Raw genomic sequence first — 17,225 nt, forward strand, 5'->3', positions numbered from 1 at the left:
GCCCTTATAAAGAAAATGTATGGAAAAACACTATAGAGGCCGGGCTTTGCTTCTGTCACGAGAAATTCACACGATTGCTGGTCTAAACCAGCAGTTCAGATGCCAGCCGCGCGGCCAGCACGTTCGATAACAAAACGGGCACATCCAGCGCTTTTTGCAGCAAATCGCGGTGATATTGATGGAAACCAAGACAATCCAGCATCAGCACATCCGCACCGCGCTCAATAAGTTCTTTACCCGCGGCAATTAATTCCTGTTCTGTCGCCAGGTAAGGATGGGCCAGCACATAGTAAGGTTCATTTTCCAGCACTTGCCATTTTTTCTTTTGCTGCGCCATCAGTTCGGGAATGGGCACCATCACGCCCACCTGATGCCCGTCAACAATGGAAGCGACCAGCGGCGGAATAATGCGCTGCGGCTCAAGCAAAATCGCGTTACGCGCAACAAAACCGCGAATATCGGCGGTACTCATCAGCAAAATGACATCGTAACCCTGGTTATCCAGCACCTCGATGATACCTTGCAGATCGCGCTCCACTTTCTCGCGGGAAACCATCCCGAGGCTGTCATCGCTTAATCGAGTGGGAATGGCGTGCTCCCCGGCACCAACGGCGTATTCACGTCGCACCTCATCCGGATCCATTTTTCCCAGCAGGCTGAGATGGGTGATCTGCTCTTCTGAAACGTGCTCCGCGAGGAGCGGGAAAATCTCTTTTACCGGCACCACACCAATGGTGAGGATCGCCAAGGTCGCGCTCATTTTCTACTTTCCGCCTTTCATCACTGCTTGTTCTTATTCGCTCTCGATCACGCCGTTTTGACGGCTGTTGTGTAAAGAGAACATGCCACTCCTGTGTTCATATAAATTCCAGTAACCATAAAAGAGTAACCGCTGGCTATTATTCAGCCAGTTTAAAAACGTGACGTAGATCCTTTTTTGTAATGTTCAGGAAATCATCCAGCCTGCAAGACGCGGCTTAGCTTTTGTCCGGATCTTCATAACGCCGTTTGGCGTCCAGAGCTTCCTGCTCGGTGGGGTGTTCACTAATTAAGGTGTCCGGTTTCGGATGGTCGGCGCGCAGTTCATACCAGGTCACTGTCGGGCCATTCGCACCTTTTTCAACGGCGACAACACGGGCTTCACGCGGATATGGCGGTTTGGTCGGCATAGCTCTTCCTCATTTTGCGGGTCGAGCAATAAGTATAGACAAACGTTTCGCTAACTGGCGCGCGCCAGTTGCAATGCCGCTTCAATATCAGACACCACCTTATCCGGCGACTGCGCTGCATCCACTACATAATGCGCAGCTTCACGGTACAACGCATCGCGCTGCGCCAGCACTTCACTGACCTCTTCGCTGATGGGCTTACCGGTTAGCGTCGGGCGTTGCCCCTCCTCGGGAAAAGCCTCCAGCCGGTCAGCCAGCACATCGACCGGCGCGCAGAGATAAATCACCACGCCGTGTTCACGCATAAAACGGCGGTTGTATTCGCGAAGGATAATCCCGCCGCCGGTCGCCACCACACGTGATGGCGCGCTAACCGCTTCCAGCGCGGCGGTTTCCCGTGCGCGAAATCCGTCCCACCCTTCCTGTTCAACAATCGCTGCGATGGTCTGTTGGGCATTTTCCTGCAACCAGTAATCGGTATCGATAAACTGGCATCCCTGCGCCAGCGCCAGCGTCCGACCAACTGTCGTTTTACCGCAACCACGTGCGCCGATAAGAAAAATGGGGAGCGTCATGAGCAGGTGTTCCCTCCGGGTCCTGCACAGTGCAGGACGGAAAATAAGACAGCGATAATATCACCAAACTAGTACGAAATTCATCGTAAAATTAACGTTACACTTTTATGTCTGCGCCGATAAAAAACTCAAGCGAAACCAGAGTTAATCTGGGTTTCATCTGTAAAGATTCTATGGCAGCACGTGTCGCGGCAACCTTACTGAATGTAACACAGGCTGGCAAGCCCGCAAGGCGGCAAACAGTGACATATCAAACGGGGATGCGCAGAATTTACTCGCTCTGGCGGCGCTTGTCGGCCAGCAGCCACTTATCCAGCTCGGCGGCGAACTGCTGGCGATCCCGCTGTGACAGACTGTCCGGGCCACCGGTTTGAATACCGCTGCTGCGCAGGGTATCCATAAAATCGCGCATCGTCAGCTTTTCGCGAATAGTTGCCTCGCTATAGCGTTCACCGCGCGGGTTCAGCGCCGCCGCGCCTTTTGCCAGCACTTCCGCCGCCAGCGGAATATCCGCCGTTATCACCAAATCACCGGCTTCGCACAGCCGAACAATTTCATTATCGGCGACATCAAAGCCGGCAGGCACTCTGATGGAGCGAATCACCCGCGACGGCGGCACACGCAGGTTTTGGTTCGCCACCAGCGTTAACGGCGTCTGTGTGCGCTCGGCGGCACGGAATAAAATCTCTTTGATTACGTTCGGACAGGCGTCCGCATCAACCCAAATCGCCATCGTTACTCCTTTCTGGTTTTGGCGCATTGTCGCTTTAATTTCCTGTCGGGGAAAGGAGAGATCCTTTCGCCCTCGCCGCCAATCCACGTTAAGCTATATCGCACAAACATTTACAAGCAGAGAGACGGATGTGATGGAGAAGAAAATCGGTTTTATCGGCTGCGGTAACATGGGAAAAGCGATTGTTGGCGGCCTGATTGCCAGCGGTCAGGTGCTGCCGGGGCAAATCTGGGTGTATACCCCGTCGCCGGAGAAAGTGGCTGCCCTGCATGACCAGTTTGGCGTGAACGCCGCGCAAAGCGCGCAGGAAGTGGCGCAGATTGCCGATATCGTCTTTGGCGCTGTCAAACCGAACATTATGGCTAAAGTGCTTAACGATATCGCCTCCAGCCTGAACAAAGAGACGCTGGTGGTCTCCATCGCCGCCGGCGTTACGCTTGATCAGTTAGCGCGCGCGCTCGGCCACGACCGCAAAATCGTCCGCGCTATGCCCAACACCCCGTCGCTGGTGAATGCGGGCATGACCTCTGTAACGCCTAACGCGCTGGTCACGCCAGAAGATACCGCCGATGTGCTGAATATCTTCCGCTGCTTTGGTGAAGCGGAAGTGATTGCCGAACCGATGATCCACCCGGTGGTTGGCGTCAGCGGCTCCGCACCGGCATATGTGTTTATGTTTATCGAAGCGATGGCCGATGCCGCTGTGCTGGGCGGGATGCCGCGCGCGCAGGCCTATAAATTTGCCGCACAGGCGGTGATGGGCTCGGCAAAAATGGTGCTGGAAAGTGGCAAGCATCCGGGCGAGCTTAAAGATATGGTCTGTTCGCCTGGCGGCACCACCATTGAAGCGGTAAAAGTGCTGGAAGAGAAAGGATTCCGCTCTGCGGTGATCGAAGCGATTGCCGCGTGTATGGCGAAGTCTGACAAAATGAGTAGCTAACTAATGCGCCACGCGATATCGCGTGGCGCGATTTCTCAGGCCAGCATTTCGCTGGCGGCATGCATGCTAATCGGTTGCTGCATTTTCAGCAGTAAGCCCGCCGTTTCACTGTACTCGCCGCAACTCAGCACCGCTTTCAGTACGCCTTCTTCGCCATAGAGCACGGCAAAACGTTTATTATCAAACGATCCCAGCATTTTCATACTGTCCCACTCACGGGTGTAACCGAGATACTCAAAGCGGTTACCAAAGTGAGTCGTCCAGAAAAAGGGCACCCGATCAAAGGTGTGCCGTTCACCCAGCATATTCAGCGCGGCGAGCCGTCCCTGCTGCTGCGCCACACGCCAGTGTTCAATGCGACGACGCCCTTCCGGGGCCGGGTAGCTGGCGATATCCCCTACCGCCCAGACATCCGGTGCCGCGCTCAAGGTTTCATCCACCGTCAGGCTGCCATCCTTTTCATGAGGCAGATCGTGTGCCATATCGGTCACCGGTTGCACACCCGTGGCAAACACCACTACGTGTGCAGGTACGGAACGGCCATCTTTTAACGTTACGCTCTGCACATGGCCGTTCCCCTCCAGCGCCGCCGGTTCTCCGGTAACAAACTTCACGCCGTTCTGTTTATGCAGATCCATAAAATACCGCCCCACCTCCTCACCGAACTGCGGTACAAACGGCAGCGCATGGCGCGATAACACCGTCACGTCGATATCCTGATTACGCAGCGCCGCCGCCAGTTCCATGGCGATAAAACTATTACCGATCACTACCAGTTGCTGCTCCTGTTCGACTTCATTGAGCAGACGCTCAGCCTGGTGGATACCACGCAGCACATGCACACCCGCCAGGTGGTTGCCGGGAATATCTGGCCATACTGGCTGGCCGCCGGTGGCCAGCAGTAGTTTGTCGAAAGCGATCTGTCGGCCACCGGCAAGCGTAAGCTGGTGAGCGTGGCAATCAATATTCGCCACCTCTTCACGCAGGCTTTCGACGCCGGGCTGGCTGTAAAAGGCGCTGTCCAGTAAGTGGGGAACGTCACTGATTTTCATTTTTCCCGCCGGAACGAATTTGCTCAGCGCAGTGCGATCGTAGGGCGCATCATCTTCTTTATCGATCAACACCAGGTGACCGTTAAACCCGGCGTCACGCAGCGTTATCGCCGCCGCACTGCCAGCGGCACCTGTTCCCAGGATCACGGCGGTTTGCGGGCGCTCGCCACGGATAAGCGAATGGCTGGCGGGAGAAAGTGGACGCGGGTTCACCAGTACACGATTTTGCTCAAGCATCACCGGATACTGCTTGAGGTTTTGCAGCGCCAGCGGTTCACGCCATTCGCCATTGGTGATATCAAACGCGGCTTTATGCCACGGGCAGACCAGTTTGCCATCGCACACGGCGCCCTTCTCCAGCGGCCCGCCTGCGTGCGGGCATTTACTCTGAAAGGCGCGAACTTTCGCCCCGGTGCGGATAAGGATCATTGAGGTGCCCGCGACATCCACTTTGACCGGTTGGCTTTCCGGCAAGGCATTCAGTTCAGTAACATATTGATAGTTCATCGCTTTGCTCCCGTGTCAGTGTTGCGAAAACGGGCGTAACGCCAGACAGCGCACAACCACGAGGAAAAGGGAAAATAAAACGAAGCTCACAAAGTAAGCCTGGCAGAGATTAGCGGGCGGGTAAAAAGACGGGGCAAATTCCGAAAAGAGGGTGAGCAAAACGCGATGCTCACCCGATGCGTTATTGCGGTTTTTTCAGGCAACCGCTCATAAATTTACTGCGATCTTCGCCTTTCAGGGATTGTTGCGTCGCCTGGGCATTACATTCGCGCATCCGCTGCTGCTGCGGCGTCAGGCTTTTTTGTCCGGGCTCAGTTTTGGTGTTTTTCAGGCAGTCACTCATGTATTTCTTACGGGCGTCTCCCGCCAGGGTTTGCGCCGTCGCCTGTTGATTGCAGAGGGTCATACGTTGTTGTTGCGGGGTCAGTGTTTTTTCGGCGGCGCTTAACGCCGTGACAAACAGCAGACCGAAAACGAGGGTAACCAGTAATGTTATTTTCATAGCACCATCCTTCTCTTAATGTGCCTTTTAAGGATGGTACTAATTGGTGAAAAAACCACCCGGCAGCAAAGATTTACCGCCGGGAGGCTGTTACTTCAGATTCAGCGCTGCTTTCATGGTGTAGAACAGATCGGTCTGATCTGTAAGCCCCACCACGTTGCCCGCATGCGGGCCGTAAGCCGCGATGCGAACCTGCGTTCCGGTATGTTCCATCGACTCCTCTTCCGAGTTGCCGTAAGTGATGGCCATTACCGCGCCGTCTTTGGTGTTCAGTGCCTGGCTTAAGCCTGGCGCTTTGGTATCTGCCGGAATGATCTGGCTGGCGTGGGCATGATCCGCCGTCACGATCACCAGCGTATTGCCATCTTTTTTGGCAAATTCCAGCGCTTTCTGCACAGCTTCGTCGAGATCAACCGTTTCGCCGATCTGACCGCACGGGTTCGCCGCGTGATCCTGTTTATCGATCGACGCGCCTTCCACTTGCAGGAAGAAGCCTTTCTCATTTTTGCTGAGCAAATCAATAGCTTTTTCCGTCATCGCCGCCAGTGTTGGTATGCTGTCGGTGCGTTTCGCGTTGGGCGTACAGGTCACGGCAGGTTTATCAATATTGCCGTGCAGCGAGGCTTTTGGCCCTTCCCAGCGCACCGGCATGTTGCCGTCAGAGAACAGCCCCAGCAGCGGTTTATCCTGGTTAGCTTCGCTGATCGCCGCCAGCGAAGAGGCATCACCGACCAGCTGGTAGCCGCGCGCCTGCGCCTGTTCACGCAGCGTTTTCCCTTTCCACTCACCAGCGGTCGCGGTTTCGCTAAAGGTTTTCGCACCGCCGCCCAAAGTGACATCCGCGCGGGCGTTCAGCAGTTGTTCGGTAATCGACCCTTTCCCGCCTTTCTCCAGCGCGTTAAGCGCACACTTCTCACTGGTCACCGTCGGGCCGTAGCAGCGGCGTGAGATAACGTGAGAAACCAGCGCGGCGGGCGTAGCGTCTTGCAGTTCCGCAGTGGAAACGTTGCCCGTCGCCAGACCGGCGGCTTTGGCCATCTCCAGAATGGTGGTGTGATCTTTATCGTGAATGTCGACGCCGAGCGCACCGTTATAGGTTTTCACGCCGGTGCTCCAGGCCGTGGCCGACGCGGCGGAATCGGTGACGTAATCCGGCTTGCCGGTTTTTTTATCCAGCGAATAGTGTGTGTACTGGCCGGTCAGCGGCAGTGCGTCAATGCCTTTAAAAAATCCACCGGCCCCTTCGGCGTAATTTCGCGCGGCGGTAATTTCGGAATCCCCCATGCCATCGCCAATCAGCAAAATAATATTTTTGGCGGGCTTATCCATGAGGGAATCACGCAGAGCAGCGGTTTGGTCACCGCTTAAACGGCGCGCACCACCAGGCGTGGAAATATCGCCGTGAGCAGCACGATTATCAAGAACCGGTGCCGACGTCGTTTCGGCATAAATAGCAGGGGTAAACATCAGAGGTAATAATGCAAGAAATAATGCGCTCTGTTTCACTTTAATATTCTCCATGTACAAATACTTAAAGAAAATAAAACAGAGCGACTATAGGTAGCGCAGATGACAGTGATATGACAGTGCAGGCAGCGCGTCAGAGGTTTAGCTGCGCGGGTGCCTTAAAAGCTTTTTTACGTACTGTTGCAGCAACTCCGCGTCCTGATGGGTAACGTGCGTTCCCGGCCGGGCTTCTTCCAGCGCCCCTTCAATACTCTGAATTAACGCCTGTTGTTCCGTCGTCGCCATCTGGCGCAGCAGCGCGGTCACCACGATTTCCAGCGCTTCAACCTGAGCGACCAGTTCTTTCGACTCTTCTTCTTTTTCTGCCAGCTTGACCAATAACTCTGCAATGAGATTTTTCATAGCGCTATTTCCTTACGAGATTTCAAAGACGTTAGCATTGAGTTTTGATGTTGCAAAGTAGATACATGTATTATTTTTGCGGATTTTCTCACAACGCTTAATAGTCATTTAAAAAACAGGGGTAACGAAACGTTTCTCCCGCTTCGATGGCAAATCCTTTGAGTGGCTTAGCGATAAATAAAAAAAAGCGCCTGGCTTATTTGCATAAGAAAAAACGATAGTAAGGCCGAAGCAGACTTATATTATTTCGGCCCTGTTGCGTTAGCGTTTTACCCGGCGAAACGCCAGCAGTAATTGCCAGAGATTAATAAATACCACCACGGCCGTGGCGGCAAATACCCAACGGAAACCCGCCATCGCGGATACGGTGGCTCCCATCAGCGGCCCGGCAACATTTCCCAGATACATAAACGATTGGTTGTACCCGAAAATACGCCCGGTGACCTGATCGCTGGAGTATTTCAGTAGCAACGTCTGCACGGCGGGCAACATGGCACCATCGGCAAAACCCAACATAAAGCGTAAGATCCCAAGCTGGAGCGGCGACGTGACAAACGACATGGCGAAAAACAGCACCACGGCCACCGCCATCGTCGCCATTAAAATGCGCGATGTACCAATGCGATCCCCCAGTTTGCCAAGGCGCGGGGCGGAAATCAGCGCCGAGACACCGGGCACAGCGGCGATAAGCCCGCTGAGAAAAGCAATGTTAGTGGTATGCGGTGACAACGATTGAATAAACAGCGCCAGGATCGGGCCGATAGAGCCGTTGCACAGCTGAATCACCATGGTGGTGATAAACAAACTGATCACCAGCGCCGGGTACGGCAAGGTAGAGAACACCGCCTTGCCGCTCAGGCGATCGCCCTTTTTCACCGTGGGTCTGACGCCCTCTTTAATTAAAAACAGCGTGACGAGGAAACTCACGATCAGCAATATCGCCGTGATAAGGAACACCATGCGCAGCCCCACATGGTCGGCGAGAAAACCACCCATGAGCGGCCCGCCAATCACGCCGCTTATCTGCGCCGTGGAGAGCGTACTTAGCGCCCAGCCGCTGCGCTCGCGCGGCACCTGCGAAGCCACCAGCGCCATCGCATTGGGAATATAGCCAGACGTCAGCCCCATCACGCCGCGCAGGATCAACAACTGCCAGACATTGGTGGCAAACGCCTGTAACAGAATCGCGATCGCCATCCCTAACGAGGCGCGCAACAGCATCAGTTTGCGCCCTTTCCGGTCCGCCAGACTGCCCCACATGGGCGAAACAATCGCCGAAACCAGAAAGGTGATACTGAACGTTAAGCCTGACCACATCGACAGCGCTTCGTGGGACGTCACGCCCAGTTGCGCAACATATAACGGCAAGAACGGCAGAATTTGGCTGATGGCCAGACCGGTGAAAAAACAACCGAACCAGACCGAGATAAGATTGACCTTCCAGGATTCCATAAGTACGCGTAATTGTTGAGATTTTGACAAACAGCGCACAGGTTAACAAGAATGCGCCAGCGATGAGTCACCAGAGATGCGGTGACGGCGATTTCGGTATTTTATCTGTCAGCTTGCGTTTCATGCCGCCGCCCGGAGGAAAAACCCCATTATTGACAGTGGATTATGCTTAGCGACAGAGGCCAAAGCCGCGCATGCCAAGATGAAAATGGTTAGCGTGAGCCGCGTTGTACTCCGGCCCAAGGCCGTTACCGTAATAGCCGCAACTGGCGCTTAACATTGCCCGCAGCCACGGCTGCGTTCGCGCCTGCCGCCAGCCCTTCAGTACCGTCACGGACTGGCCATTCGCCAGTCGAAAACCACTGAGATCAAGCGCTTCGGCGCTGGCATGCTCGCTACGTCGCGCATCGGCGCGGTTGTAGATATTGCGACACGCATAGCTGCCAAGATGATCGATACGCGTAAGCTGGCTGCCCATAAAGCGTTCGGTGAGTGGCCGCGCCTGTTGCTCGACAAACAGCGCGGAACTGAGCGCCAGCGGGCAACTGGCGAGAAAACTGCTGCTCAGTTTAACCGCGCCAAAGTCGCGTACCCGTACGACATTGGTTAACGGGCAATCTCCGGCACTGTCGGCAACCGGAGCCGACGAGATCAGGCGTTGCTGGTTCGCCTGCGACAATAATTCCGCACAGGCTTGCGGCGGCAAGCGGCGCAGTTTGAACTGCGTAATGCGCCCGGGCGGGTCGCTAAGCTGCAACGGCGCAAACGGGTTGTAGTAAGACGGCAACGCGCGGTAGCCAACCCAAATCACCGCCAGAAGGATGCACAAAACAATCAGCCCTTTCCCGCTCACGTCGCCTCCTTCTGGTTTCCAGAAAACATTATGGCAGAAGGCCGCGAATCGTGCGTTTTGACGTGCTATGGTATGTGCTTTGTGAATTCAGTGTGAGTGAACGGAGAAATGGCAAAACTGCGGGTAGGGGTCGTCTTTGGCGGCAAATCAGCGGAACATGAAGTGTCGTTACAGTCGGCGAAAAATATCGTCGACGCCATGGATAAATCACGCTTTGACGTGGTGCTGCTGGGGATCGATAAACAGGGGCAGTGGCATGTCAGCGATGCGAATAATTACCTGCTAAACGCCAACGATCCGGCGCGTATCGCCTTAAACCCCTCGGAAAATAGCGTGGCGCTGGTGCCGGGGATCCAACAACAACAACTGATCCAGGCAGAAAACAGCACACCGCTTCCGAATGTCGATGTGATCTTCCCGATTGTTCACGGCACGCTGGGCGAAGATGGTTCATTACAGGGCATGCTGCGTCTGGCGAACTTGCCGTTTGTCGGCTCCGACGTGCTCGCCTCTGCAGCCTGCATGGATAAAGACGTTACCAAGCGCCTGTTACGCGACGCCGGGCTTTCCATCGCCCCGTTTATCACGCTAACTCGCGCCAATCGCGGGCAGATTAGCTTCAGCGATGTGCAAGCCAGGCTCGGTTTGCCGCTGTTTGTTAAACCCGCCAACCAGGGTTCCTCCGTGGGCGTCAGCAAAGTGACGAATGAAGCGCAGTACCAGGCGGCGGTCAACCTGGCGTTTGAATTCGATAAAAAAGTAGTTGTTGAAACCGGCATCAAAGGCCGTGAGATTGAATGCGCCGTGCTGGGTAATGACTCACCGCAGGCCAGTACCTGTGGCGAAATCGTGCTTAATAGCGAGTTTTACGCCTACGACACCAAATACATCGATGAAAACGGGGCTCAGGTGGTTGTGCCCGCCGACATTGATCCGGCAATCAACGATAAAATCCGCGGCATTGCCGTGCAGGCTTATCAGGCGCTGGGTTGTGAAGGGATGGCGCGCGTGGATGTGTTCCTGACGCCGGAAAACGACGTAATCATTAACGAAATCAACACGCTGCCAGGGTTCACCAATATCAGCATGTACCCGAAACTGTGGCAGGCGAGCGGCATTGGTTATAGCGAGTTAATCACGCGCCTGATTGAGCTGGCTATTGCGCGCCATCAGGCTAACAGCGCGCTGAAAATTACCGTTAATAACTAATCACTGCGGTTTATCCGCCGTCTCCTCGTCCTCGGGGCGGCGGCGGATAATTAACCCGGCCAGCCAGAAACCAATCACCCAGGTTACCAGCCCCACCGCGTAGGTTTGCCAGCCTTTGGCTTCAAACCCCAGCAGCCCGACCACGCCATTCAGAATAAATATCAACCCAATCGCAAACGCGTAATAGTGCCAGTCACGGCGGATTTTTACAGGCAGCTTCATGACAACTCCGGCAGTCAAAACGGCATCATCGCACAACCGCCGCTTACCGTCTGTGGCGTATGCGGAAATTCTGAAATGTTACCAAGGTAATTAAAACGTTACAGAAATGTGAGCATCGGCAAAAATCATCCAACTGGAATCATTCCCGGGGCGAAATTATCACCATTCTGATGTTGACAAAGCGGTACAACTGCCAAAATTACCGTCAGTTGAGGCCACACGCCAACTACATCGAGCGTTAAAAAGTAAAGAGTACCGGAGGTCTTATGGCTGACTTTACTATGTCAAAACCCTTTAAGGGCGCAAAACAACGTGACACCTCCAGACCGGGTAATATTGCTTACGCCGTATTCGTACTACTCTGCTTCTGGGCGGGTGCGCAGCTGCTGAACCTGCTGGTGCATGCACCGGGCGTGTTCGAGCATCTGATGCAAGTGCAGGACACCACCCGCCCGCACGTAGAAATGGGAATGGGCGTCGGCACGATTTTCGGTCTTGTGCCTTTCCTCGCGGGAAGCGCCCTGCTCGGCGTCATCTTCCTTATCTTACGCTGGCGACACCACCATTCGCGCTAGTTCTGCGCCATGCAGGCGGCCCGACGATCGTCGACGCGCTTCGCAAACCATGCTGTTGTCAGGTTGCGCGTGATCTTCGGGCTTTCCAGCTTGATCCCCGGCAGTACCTCTCTCGGCAATGGTTTGCCGCTTTTCTTCTCGGCCAGCCGATAAACTTCGCGATAGAGTTTGGTCTCTTCCAGCTTGTCGCTGTCTCCGCGCTCCAGTTGCCGACGGATATCACGATCGCTCATGCCCAGCGAAACGCCCAGTTTGCGCACGGCTAATTCCGTGCTACCCGCATCGCTGCTGCCGTACAAAATCAAATCGCCGTCGAGCGCCAGTTTCACACCGGTCGCTTTGCTGATGGCGTTCTGAAACGCCGCGTTACGGCTGGCATACAGCCCGGCGTTGAAATCGGCGAAACGGTAGATGGGTGCGGTGTAACTGGCCGGGTAATTGAGAAGATGATAGGTGCCAAACCATAATCCACCGCGGCGGCTGAAGACCTCCTGGCGCACGGTGCCTTCCATTTTCCACGGATAACCGTCCGTATGCTGCTCGGCAAAGGCGACGCTAATCTGCATCGGCCCGCCGGTGCGCACCGGGTTGAGCGAACCAAACAGTTTCTGCCCCATCGGCACCATGCCAATGAAGTCATCAAAAATGGCGCTGAGCTCTTTTTCCGTGCGCACTTTGTCCAACCGTTCGCTGTAGCTTTTACCGTTCGGCGACGGGATTTTCAGCGCGGTATGCACCAGCATCGTTGGGATGTGCATCCGCTCGGCGCGCTTATCGATCTCTTTCCAGGCAATTTTATTCAGCCCCGGCACCACCGGATCAGACTGGTAATTGGATTCCTGCTGCGCCACCGCCAGCACCGAACAGATATTCTCCAGCGTCGGCGACAGCTTCTGGCTGCTAAAGGTTGTCGCCAGATCCTGCGCCCAGCCTTCGCGATCTTTCACGCTGGCGGGAATGGTTCGCCGCACCACGCTTGCGACATCCATCGGCTGGTTCTGCTGTTGTTCCAGCGCTTTTTCTTTTTCAGCTTCGGCTTCTTTTTGCGAAAGCGTGCCCTGCGTACTACACCCGGCGAGAATCAACGTCGCCAGCAAACAGCCAAAACGGGGGACGTAAACCATAACGTTCCTTGTGTTAACCAAAAGTATGGGGCACAGGCTGGATCTCCTGCCCATCCAGCGCACGCTCAAAACTGCGTAAACGTTTATAGATAGACATCAGCTCCACCAGCGTCGTCCAGGAAGAGATCAAATACTGGAACGAACTGCGTACCTGCTCAAACACGTTGGTTATCTGGCGCATCAGACCGAAAGTGATAGCCCCGGCGGCAATCGTCGGGAACAGCACAATCAGGCCAACCACCACATCAACCTGCATGTACAGGATACGGGCGATATTGAAATACATATAGTGGAAATAGAGCCGGAAATAGTTACGGCGCACGGCGGCGAACAGCTCTGCAACGGTATGCGGCCTGGCGCGACCGGCATCATCTTCGCCGTAGACCAGCTCTTTACGGTAAGCCGCTTCCACGCGCTGGTTTTTAAACGCCAGACCCGGCAGTTTGATGCCCACAAACGCCAGCAACACGGTGCCGAGCAATGCCCAGCTCACGGCGGCAATCACCAGGCCATAAGCGATGTGCCCAACCACTGGTATCTCTTGTACATGCGGCGACAACGCCACCAGCACCGGCAAAAAAGCAATCAACGTCATGATAGCGTTAATAAAACTGGTGCCCATATCTTCAAGCGTCGAGGCGAAACGCATGGTGTCTTCCTGCACGCGCTGCGCTGCGCCTTCGATATGGCGCAAACGCTCCCAGTGCGCCATATAGTATTCGTTCATCGCCGTGCGCCAGCGGAACACATAATGGCTGACGAAAAAGTTATTGAGCACCGCCACCGTTACGGCAATCAGTGCGATCCACAAAAACACGCCAATCTCGCTGTACAACTGATGAATGCTGACTTTGTTCGGCGCGCTGAGTGCGGTCTGGATAAGATCGTAAAACGGCTGATACCAGGCGTTAATGGCGACATTCACCTCCACCAAAAACCAGGTCACAAAGATAATTAACGCGGTGCCGAGAATCGACCAGCGCTGCCAGCGATGCGGCGAGAGGGTAAACCAGAACAGCGCAAACACGCCGACACAAAGCAGATAGTAGGCATAAAACAGCAGATAGCCAGGGCTCCAGAAACGCGCGGCGCTAATCGGCACATCCGCAGACGCACCGGTGAGACGCATCAACCACGCTTCACCACCAGCCTGCCAGAAAACCACGGTAATCGCGGTCCAGATGAACACCGACAAAAAGAACAACGCCGGTTTCGGAAAGAAGGACTTAAACATAATGCTCTCCTGCTCACTTCTTATTATTTACGACAAATGCTGTGCATCACTGTGTGTAAGCCCCTGAATGGGCCGCGACAAAAAAAGCGCCGCGAAATGCGGCGCCGTCTGGTTAAATCTGACCTGAGCTTAACGCCTTAGTTCGTTTGCCATTCGTGAAGAATTGTTTCGACGGGTTTCACTAACACCGGGTTGCCCGGCACCGTTAACGTGCGCCACACCTCGTTATAGTGATCGATTAACACCGTGGCCTGCGCCGCCGGGCGATTCGCCGTGGTGTGTGCATCTTGCGCGACGGTAATGGCGTAGCCACGGCTGGCACCATTTTTCAGCGTGGTATCCACGCAGTAATCAGTGGCGCACCCGCACATCACAAAAGCGCGGATGTCATGCTCACGCAGCACGCTTTCGAGTGTGGTGTGATAAAACGCGTCGCAGGCGGTTTTGGTGACATACAGCGCGTTCGCTGGTTGCGTCAGCTCCGGCAGAAGCGCAAACCCGTCGCTGCCCTCTTCCAGCCCACCAGCCTCAGCATGTTGAATAAAAATCACCGTATCCGCTACCGCGGTCAGTTGATTAATACGCGCCACGCATTGCTCGCGCTGAATACGCTCTGTGGCAAACACGCCGTTTTGCATATCCACCACCATCACTACCCGTTGACTTGCCATTATCTGACTCCTGAGTGTGGGAAAGAAAGAGGTTATCACAGCCGCCTTACACCAGAGTCATAGGGAAAAAATTTCATATTTACCCATCGTTACGTATTAGGGCGAAATAACACGCTTATTGGTGCTTTGCATCGAATCGCCGGGTAGTATAAATATCCTCTATCGTTCCCATTCTTATATGGATCCCCTTCGTTGAAACGTTGTCTGCTTTTCTCCGCGTTGCTCTGCACGCTGAGTATGACCAGCGCCCGTGCGGCGCAACAATCTCCCGATCCGGTATTTGCCTCTGACATTGTCGATCGTTACGCCAACCACATCTATTACGGTAGCGGTGCGACCGGGATGGCAATGGTGGTCATCGACGGTAACCAGCGCGTGTTCAGAAGTTTTGGTGAAACCCGTCCGGGCAATAATGTGCGCCCGCAGCTGGATTCGGTTATCCGTATCGCTTCGCTCTCCAAGCTGATGACCAGCGAAATGCTGGTGAAACTGCTCGATCAGGGCCGGGTGCGTCTTGACGATCCATTAAGCAAATATGCGCCACCAGGCGCGCGCGTACCGACCTACGAAGGCACGCCGATCAAGCTGGTTAACCTCGCGACCCATACCAGCGCCCTGCCGCGTGAGCAGCCTGGCGGCGCGGCGCACCGCTCGGTATTTGTCTGGCCAACGCGCGAACAGCGCTGGAGCTGGCTCTCCACCGCGAAGCTAAAAACCGCGCCGGGCGCGCAGGCGTCTTACTCCAACCTGGCCTTTGACCTGCTGGCCGATGCGCTTTCTCAGGCGGCCGGAAAACCCTATCCGCAGCTATTTGAAGAGCAGATAACCCGCCCGCTGGGGATGAAAGACACCACCTTTACGCCGTCGCCGGATCAGTGCAAGCGTCTGATGGTAGCGGAAAAAGGCGCCAGCCCGTGCGACAACACGCTGGCAGCGATTGGCAGCGGCGGCGTTTACTCCACGCCAGGCGATATGATGCGCTGGATGCAGCAGTTCCTCTCTTCCGATTTCTATACCCGCAACAGCCAGGCCGATCGGATGCAAACGCTGATCTACCCGCGTAATCAGCTCACCAAGGTGATTGGCATGGATGTTCCTGGCAAAGCCGACGCGCTGGGTCTTGGCTGGGTCTATATGGCACCGAAAGACGGCCACCCAGGCATCATCCAGAAAACCGGCGGCGGCGGCGGTTTCATCACCTATATAGCGATGGTGCCGCAGCATAACGTCGGCGTCTTTGTGGTGATGACCCGTTCACCGCTGACGCGCTTTACCAGCATGAGCGACGGCGCAAACGACCTGGTCAGCGAGCTGAGCAACAATAAGCCGCTGGTGGTTCCGGCCTCCTGATGCGGCAAAAGGCAGGCGGTTTGCCGCCTGCCTTCCCCTTTTAACAGCGATTTTGGTAAAACAGCCCGCCGCCTTTTCGGCTACAATGCCGCCATCTGTTCCACAAACATCAGGCATACCATGACCGATTTAATTACTCGCCCCCGCCGCTTGCGCAAATCGCCTGCGCTGCGCGCCATGTTTGAAGAGACAACACTGAGCAAAAACGACCTGGTGTTGCCGATCTTTGTTGAAGAAGAGCTCGACGATTACAAAGCCATCGCCGCTATGCCAGGCGTGATGCGCATTCCGGAAAAGTATCTGGCACGCGAAATCGAACGCATCGCCAACGCCGGGATCCGCTCAGTAATGACCTTTGGCATTTCGCATCACACCGATGCGACCGGCAGCGATACCTGGCAGGAAAACGGTCTGGTGGCGCGGATGTCGCGCATCTGCAAAGAGACAGTGCCGGAAATGGTGGTGATGTCCGACACCTGTTTTTGCGAATACACCTCGCACGGTCACTGCGGCGTGTTGTGCGATCACGGCGTGGATAACGACGCCACCCTGATTAACCTCGGTAAACAAGCGGTGATTGCCGCCGCGGCAGGCGCTGATTTCATCGCGCCATCGGCGGCGATGGACGGCCAGGTGCAGGCGATCCGTCAGGCGCTGGACGCGGCGGGCTTTACCGATACCGCGATCATGTCCTATTCGACTAAATTCGCCTCATCCTTCTACGGTCCGTTCCGCGAAGCAGCGGGCACGGCGCTGAAAGGCGATCGTAAAACCTATCAGATGCACCCGATGAACCGTCGCGAAGCGATTCGCGAGTCGCTTATCGATCAGGCCGAAGGCGCAGATTGCCTGATGGTGAAACCGGCTGGCGCTTATCTCGATATCCTGCGTGATATCCGCGAGCGCACCGAGCTGCCGCTGGGCGCTTATCAGGTGAGCGGCGAATACGCGATGATCAAGTTTGCCGCTCAGGCAGGCGCGATTGATGAAGACAAAGTGGTACTGGAAAGCCTGGGTGCGATTAAACGCGCCGGCGCGGATTTGATTTTCAGCTATTTCGCCCTCGATCTCGCCGAACGCGGCATCCTCTGAACGAAGCGGGCCTGGCCCGCTTTTTTTTGCCTTTGCTTCTGATTCTCCTCGCGCCTTTAAAGTGTCATTTATTCATTGTAATGAAATGTAAGCGTC

19 protein-coding genes are annotated in these 17,225 nt (G+C 55.1%); 5 read left to right on the forward strand and 14 right to left on the reverse strand.

Annotated features, from left to right (window positions below):
• Window positions 1–82: 82 nt before the first annotated feature.
• The 4 genes from AAIG26_RS06330 to AAIG26_RS06345 form a co-directional block, all read right to left on the reverse strand.
• Window positions 83–760, reverse strand: coding sequence for an AroM family protein (locus AAIG26_RS06330; RefSeq protein ID WP_020456725.1), 678 nt, complete (start codon window positions 758–760; stop codon window positions 83–85).
• Between the two features lie 217 nt (window positions 761–977).
• Window positions 978–1,169 (reverse strand): protein YaiA, encoded by a 192-nt coding sequence (gene yaiA, locus AAIG26_RS06335; protein WP_017458827.1) that lies wholly within the window; start codon window positions 1,167–1,169, stop codon window positions 978–980.
• A gap of 50 nt (window positions 1,170–1,219) precedes the next feature.
• Window positions 1,220–1,744: a shikimate kinase AroL gene (gene aroL / locus AAIG26_RS06340; protein WP_020456724.1), complete on the reverse strand. Its 525-nt coding sequence runs from the start codon at window positions 1,742–1,744 to the stop codon at window positions 1,220–1,222.
• Window positions 1,745–2,015: 271 nt separating this feature from the next.
• Entirely contained in the window at window positions 2,016–2,477 is a 462-nt protein-coding gene (locus tag AAIG26_RS06345; protein ID WP_020456723.1) for a YaiI/YqxD family protein, read from the reverse strand.
• A 133-nt stretch (window positions 2,478–2,610) separates the two neighbouring features.
• Between AAIG26_RS06345 and proC the strand changes: the two genes are divergently transcribed.
• Window positions 2,611–3,417, forward strand: coding sequence for a pyrroline-5-carboxylate reductase (gene proC / locus AAIG26_RS06350; protein ID WP_020456722.1), 807 nt, complete (start codon window positions 2,611–2,613; stop codon window positions 3,415–3,417).
• A 35-nt stretch (window positions 3,418–3,452) separates the two neighbouring features.
• Here the strand turns inward: proC and AAIG26_RS06355 are convergent, their stop codons facing one another.
• The 6 genes from AAIG26_RS06355 to AAIG26_RS06380 form a co-directional block, all read right to left on the reverse strand.
• On the reverse strand, window positions 3,453–4,976 hold the full coding sequence (locus tag AAIG26_RS06355) for an FAD-dependent oxidoreductase (protein ID WP_343180245.1): 1,524 nt from the start codon (window positions 4,974–4,976) through the stop codon (window positions 3,453–3,455).
• Window positions 4,977–5,157: 181 nt separating this feature from the next.
• Window positions 5,158–5,478, reverse strand: a complete 321-nt coding sequence (gene psiF / locus AAIG26_RS06360) for a phosphate starvation-inducible protein PsiF (RefSeq protein ID WP_020456720.1) — start codon at window positions 5,476–5,478, stop codon at window positions 5,158–5,160.
• A 90-nt stretch (window positions 5,479–5,568) separates the two neighbouring features.
• Entirely contained in the window at window positions 5,569–6,999 is a 1,431-nt protein-coding gene (phoA, locus tag AAIG26_RS06365) for an alkaline phosphatase (protein ID WP_020456719.1), read from the reverse strand.
• Window positions 7,000–7,086: 87 nt separating this feature from the next.
• The gene (iraP, locus tag AAIG26_RS06370; protein WP_017458820.1) at window positions 7,087–7,347 is read right to left on the reverse strand and encodes an anti-adapter protein IraP; all 261 of its coding nucleotides are present in this window, start codon (window positions 7,345–7,347) and stop codon (window positions 7,087–7,089) included.
• 261 nt (window positions 7,348–7,608) lie between these two features.
• A complete protein-coding gene (locus AAIG26_RS06375) occupies window positions 7,609–8,799 on the reverse strand; it encodes a multidrug efflux MFS transporter (RefSeq protein WP_045509319.1) in 1,191 nt (396 codons plus the stop codon).
• Window positions 8,800–8,968: 169 nt separating this feature from the next.
• Entirely contained in the window at window positions 8,969–9,652 is a 684-nt protein-coding gene (locus AAIG26_RS06380) for an extensin family protein (protein WP_020456717.1), read from the reverse strand.
• A 108-nt stretch (window positions 9,653–9,760) separates the two neighbouring features.
• On the opposite strand from AAIG26_RS06380, the gene ddlA reads away from it, so the two are divergent.
• A complete protein-coding gene (ddlA, locus tag AAIG26_RS06385) occupies window positions 9,761–10,861 on the forward strand; it encodes a D-alanine--D-alanine ligase (RefSeq protein WP_020456716.1) in 1,101 nt (366 codons plus the stop codon).
• Here the strand turns inward: ddlA and AAIG26_RS06390 are convergent, their stop codons facing one another.
• The gene (locus tag AAIG26_RS06390) at window positions 10,862–11,083 is read right to left on the reverse strand and encodes a DUF2754 domain-containing protein (RefSeq protein ID WP_017458816.1); all 222 of its coding nucleotides are present in this window, start codon (window positions 11,081–11,083) and stop codon (window positions 10,862–10,864) included.
• A 266-nt stretch (window positions 11,084–11,349) separates the two neighbouring features.
• Here AAIG26_RS06390 and AAIG26_RS06395 point away from each other — a divergent pair, with 266 nt between their 5' ends.
• Window positions 11,350–11,658 (forward strand): DUF2755 family protein, encoded by a 309-nt coding sequence (locus AAIG26_RS06395; protein WP_017458815.1) that lies wholly within the window; start codon window positions 11,350–11,352, stop codon window positions 11,656–11,658.
• Here AAIG26_RS06395 and AAIG26_RS06400 read toward each other — a convergent pair.
• The 3 genes from AAIG26_RS06400 to AAIG26_RS06410 all read right to left on the reverse strand — a co-directional run bounded on the left by AAIG26_RS06400 (window position 11,655) and on the right by AAIG26_RS06410 (window position 14,687).
• Entirely contained in the window at window positions 11,655–12,782 is a 1,128-nt protein-coding gene (locus AAIG26_RS06400) for a DUF1615 domain-containing protein (RefSeq protein WP_343180246.1), read from the reverse strand. The two genes, AAIG26_RS06395 and AAIG26_RS06400, sit on opposite strands and share 4 nt — an antisense overlap.
• A gap of 13 nt (window positions 12,783–12,795) precedes the next feature.
• The gene (gene sbmA / locus AAIG26_RS06405) at window positions 12,796–14,016 is read right to left on the reverse strand and encodes a peptide antibiotic transporter SbmA (RefSeq protein WP_045509324.1); all 1,221 of its coding nucleotides are present in this window, start codon (window positions 14,014–14,016) and stop codon (window positions 12,796–12,798) included.
• Window positions 14,017–14,153: 137 nt separating this feature from the next.
• Window positions 14,154–14,687, reverse strand: a complete 534-nt coding sequence (locus AAIG26_RS06410) for an isochorismatase family protein (RefSeq protein ID WP_343180247.1) — start codon at window positions 14,685–14,687, stop codon at window positions 14,154–14,156.
• Between the two features lie 192 nt (window positions 14,688–14,879).
• Between AAIG26_RS06410 and ampH the strand changes: the two genes are divergently transcribed.
• A complete protein-coding gene (ampH, locus tag AAIG26_RS06415) occupies window positions 14,880–16,037 on the forward strand; it encodes a D-alanyl-D-alanine-carboxypeptidase/endopeptidase AmpH (RefSeq protein WP_160271114.1) in 1,158 nt (385 codons plus the stop codon).
• A 120-nt stretch (window positions 16,038–16,157) separates the two neighbouring features.
• Window positions 16,158–17,129, forward strand: a complete 972-nt coding sequence (gene hemB / locus AAIG26_RS06420) for a porphobilinogen synthase (protein ID WP_045509333.1) — start codon at window positions 16,158–16,160, stop codon at window positions 17,127–17,129.
• Window positions 17,130–17,225 lie beyond the last annotated feature (96 nt).

This window comes from Kosakonia sp. PSU_27 (genome assembly GCF_039409795.1).
Taxonomy (GTDB): Bacteria; Pseudomonadota; Gammaproteobacteria; order Enterobacterales; family Enterobacteriaceae; genus Kosakonia.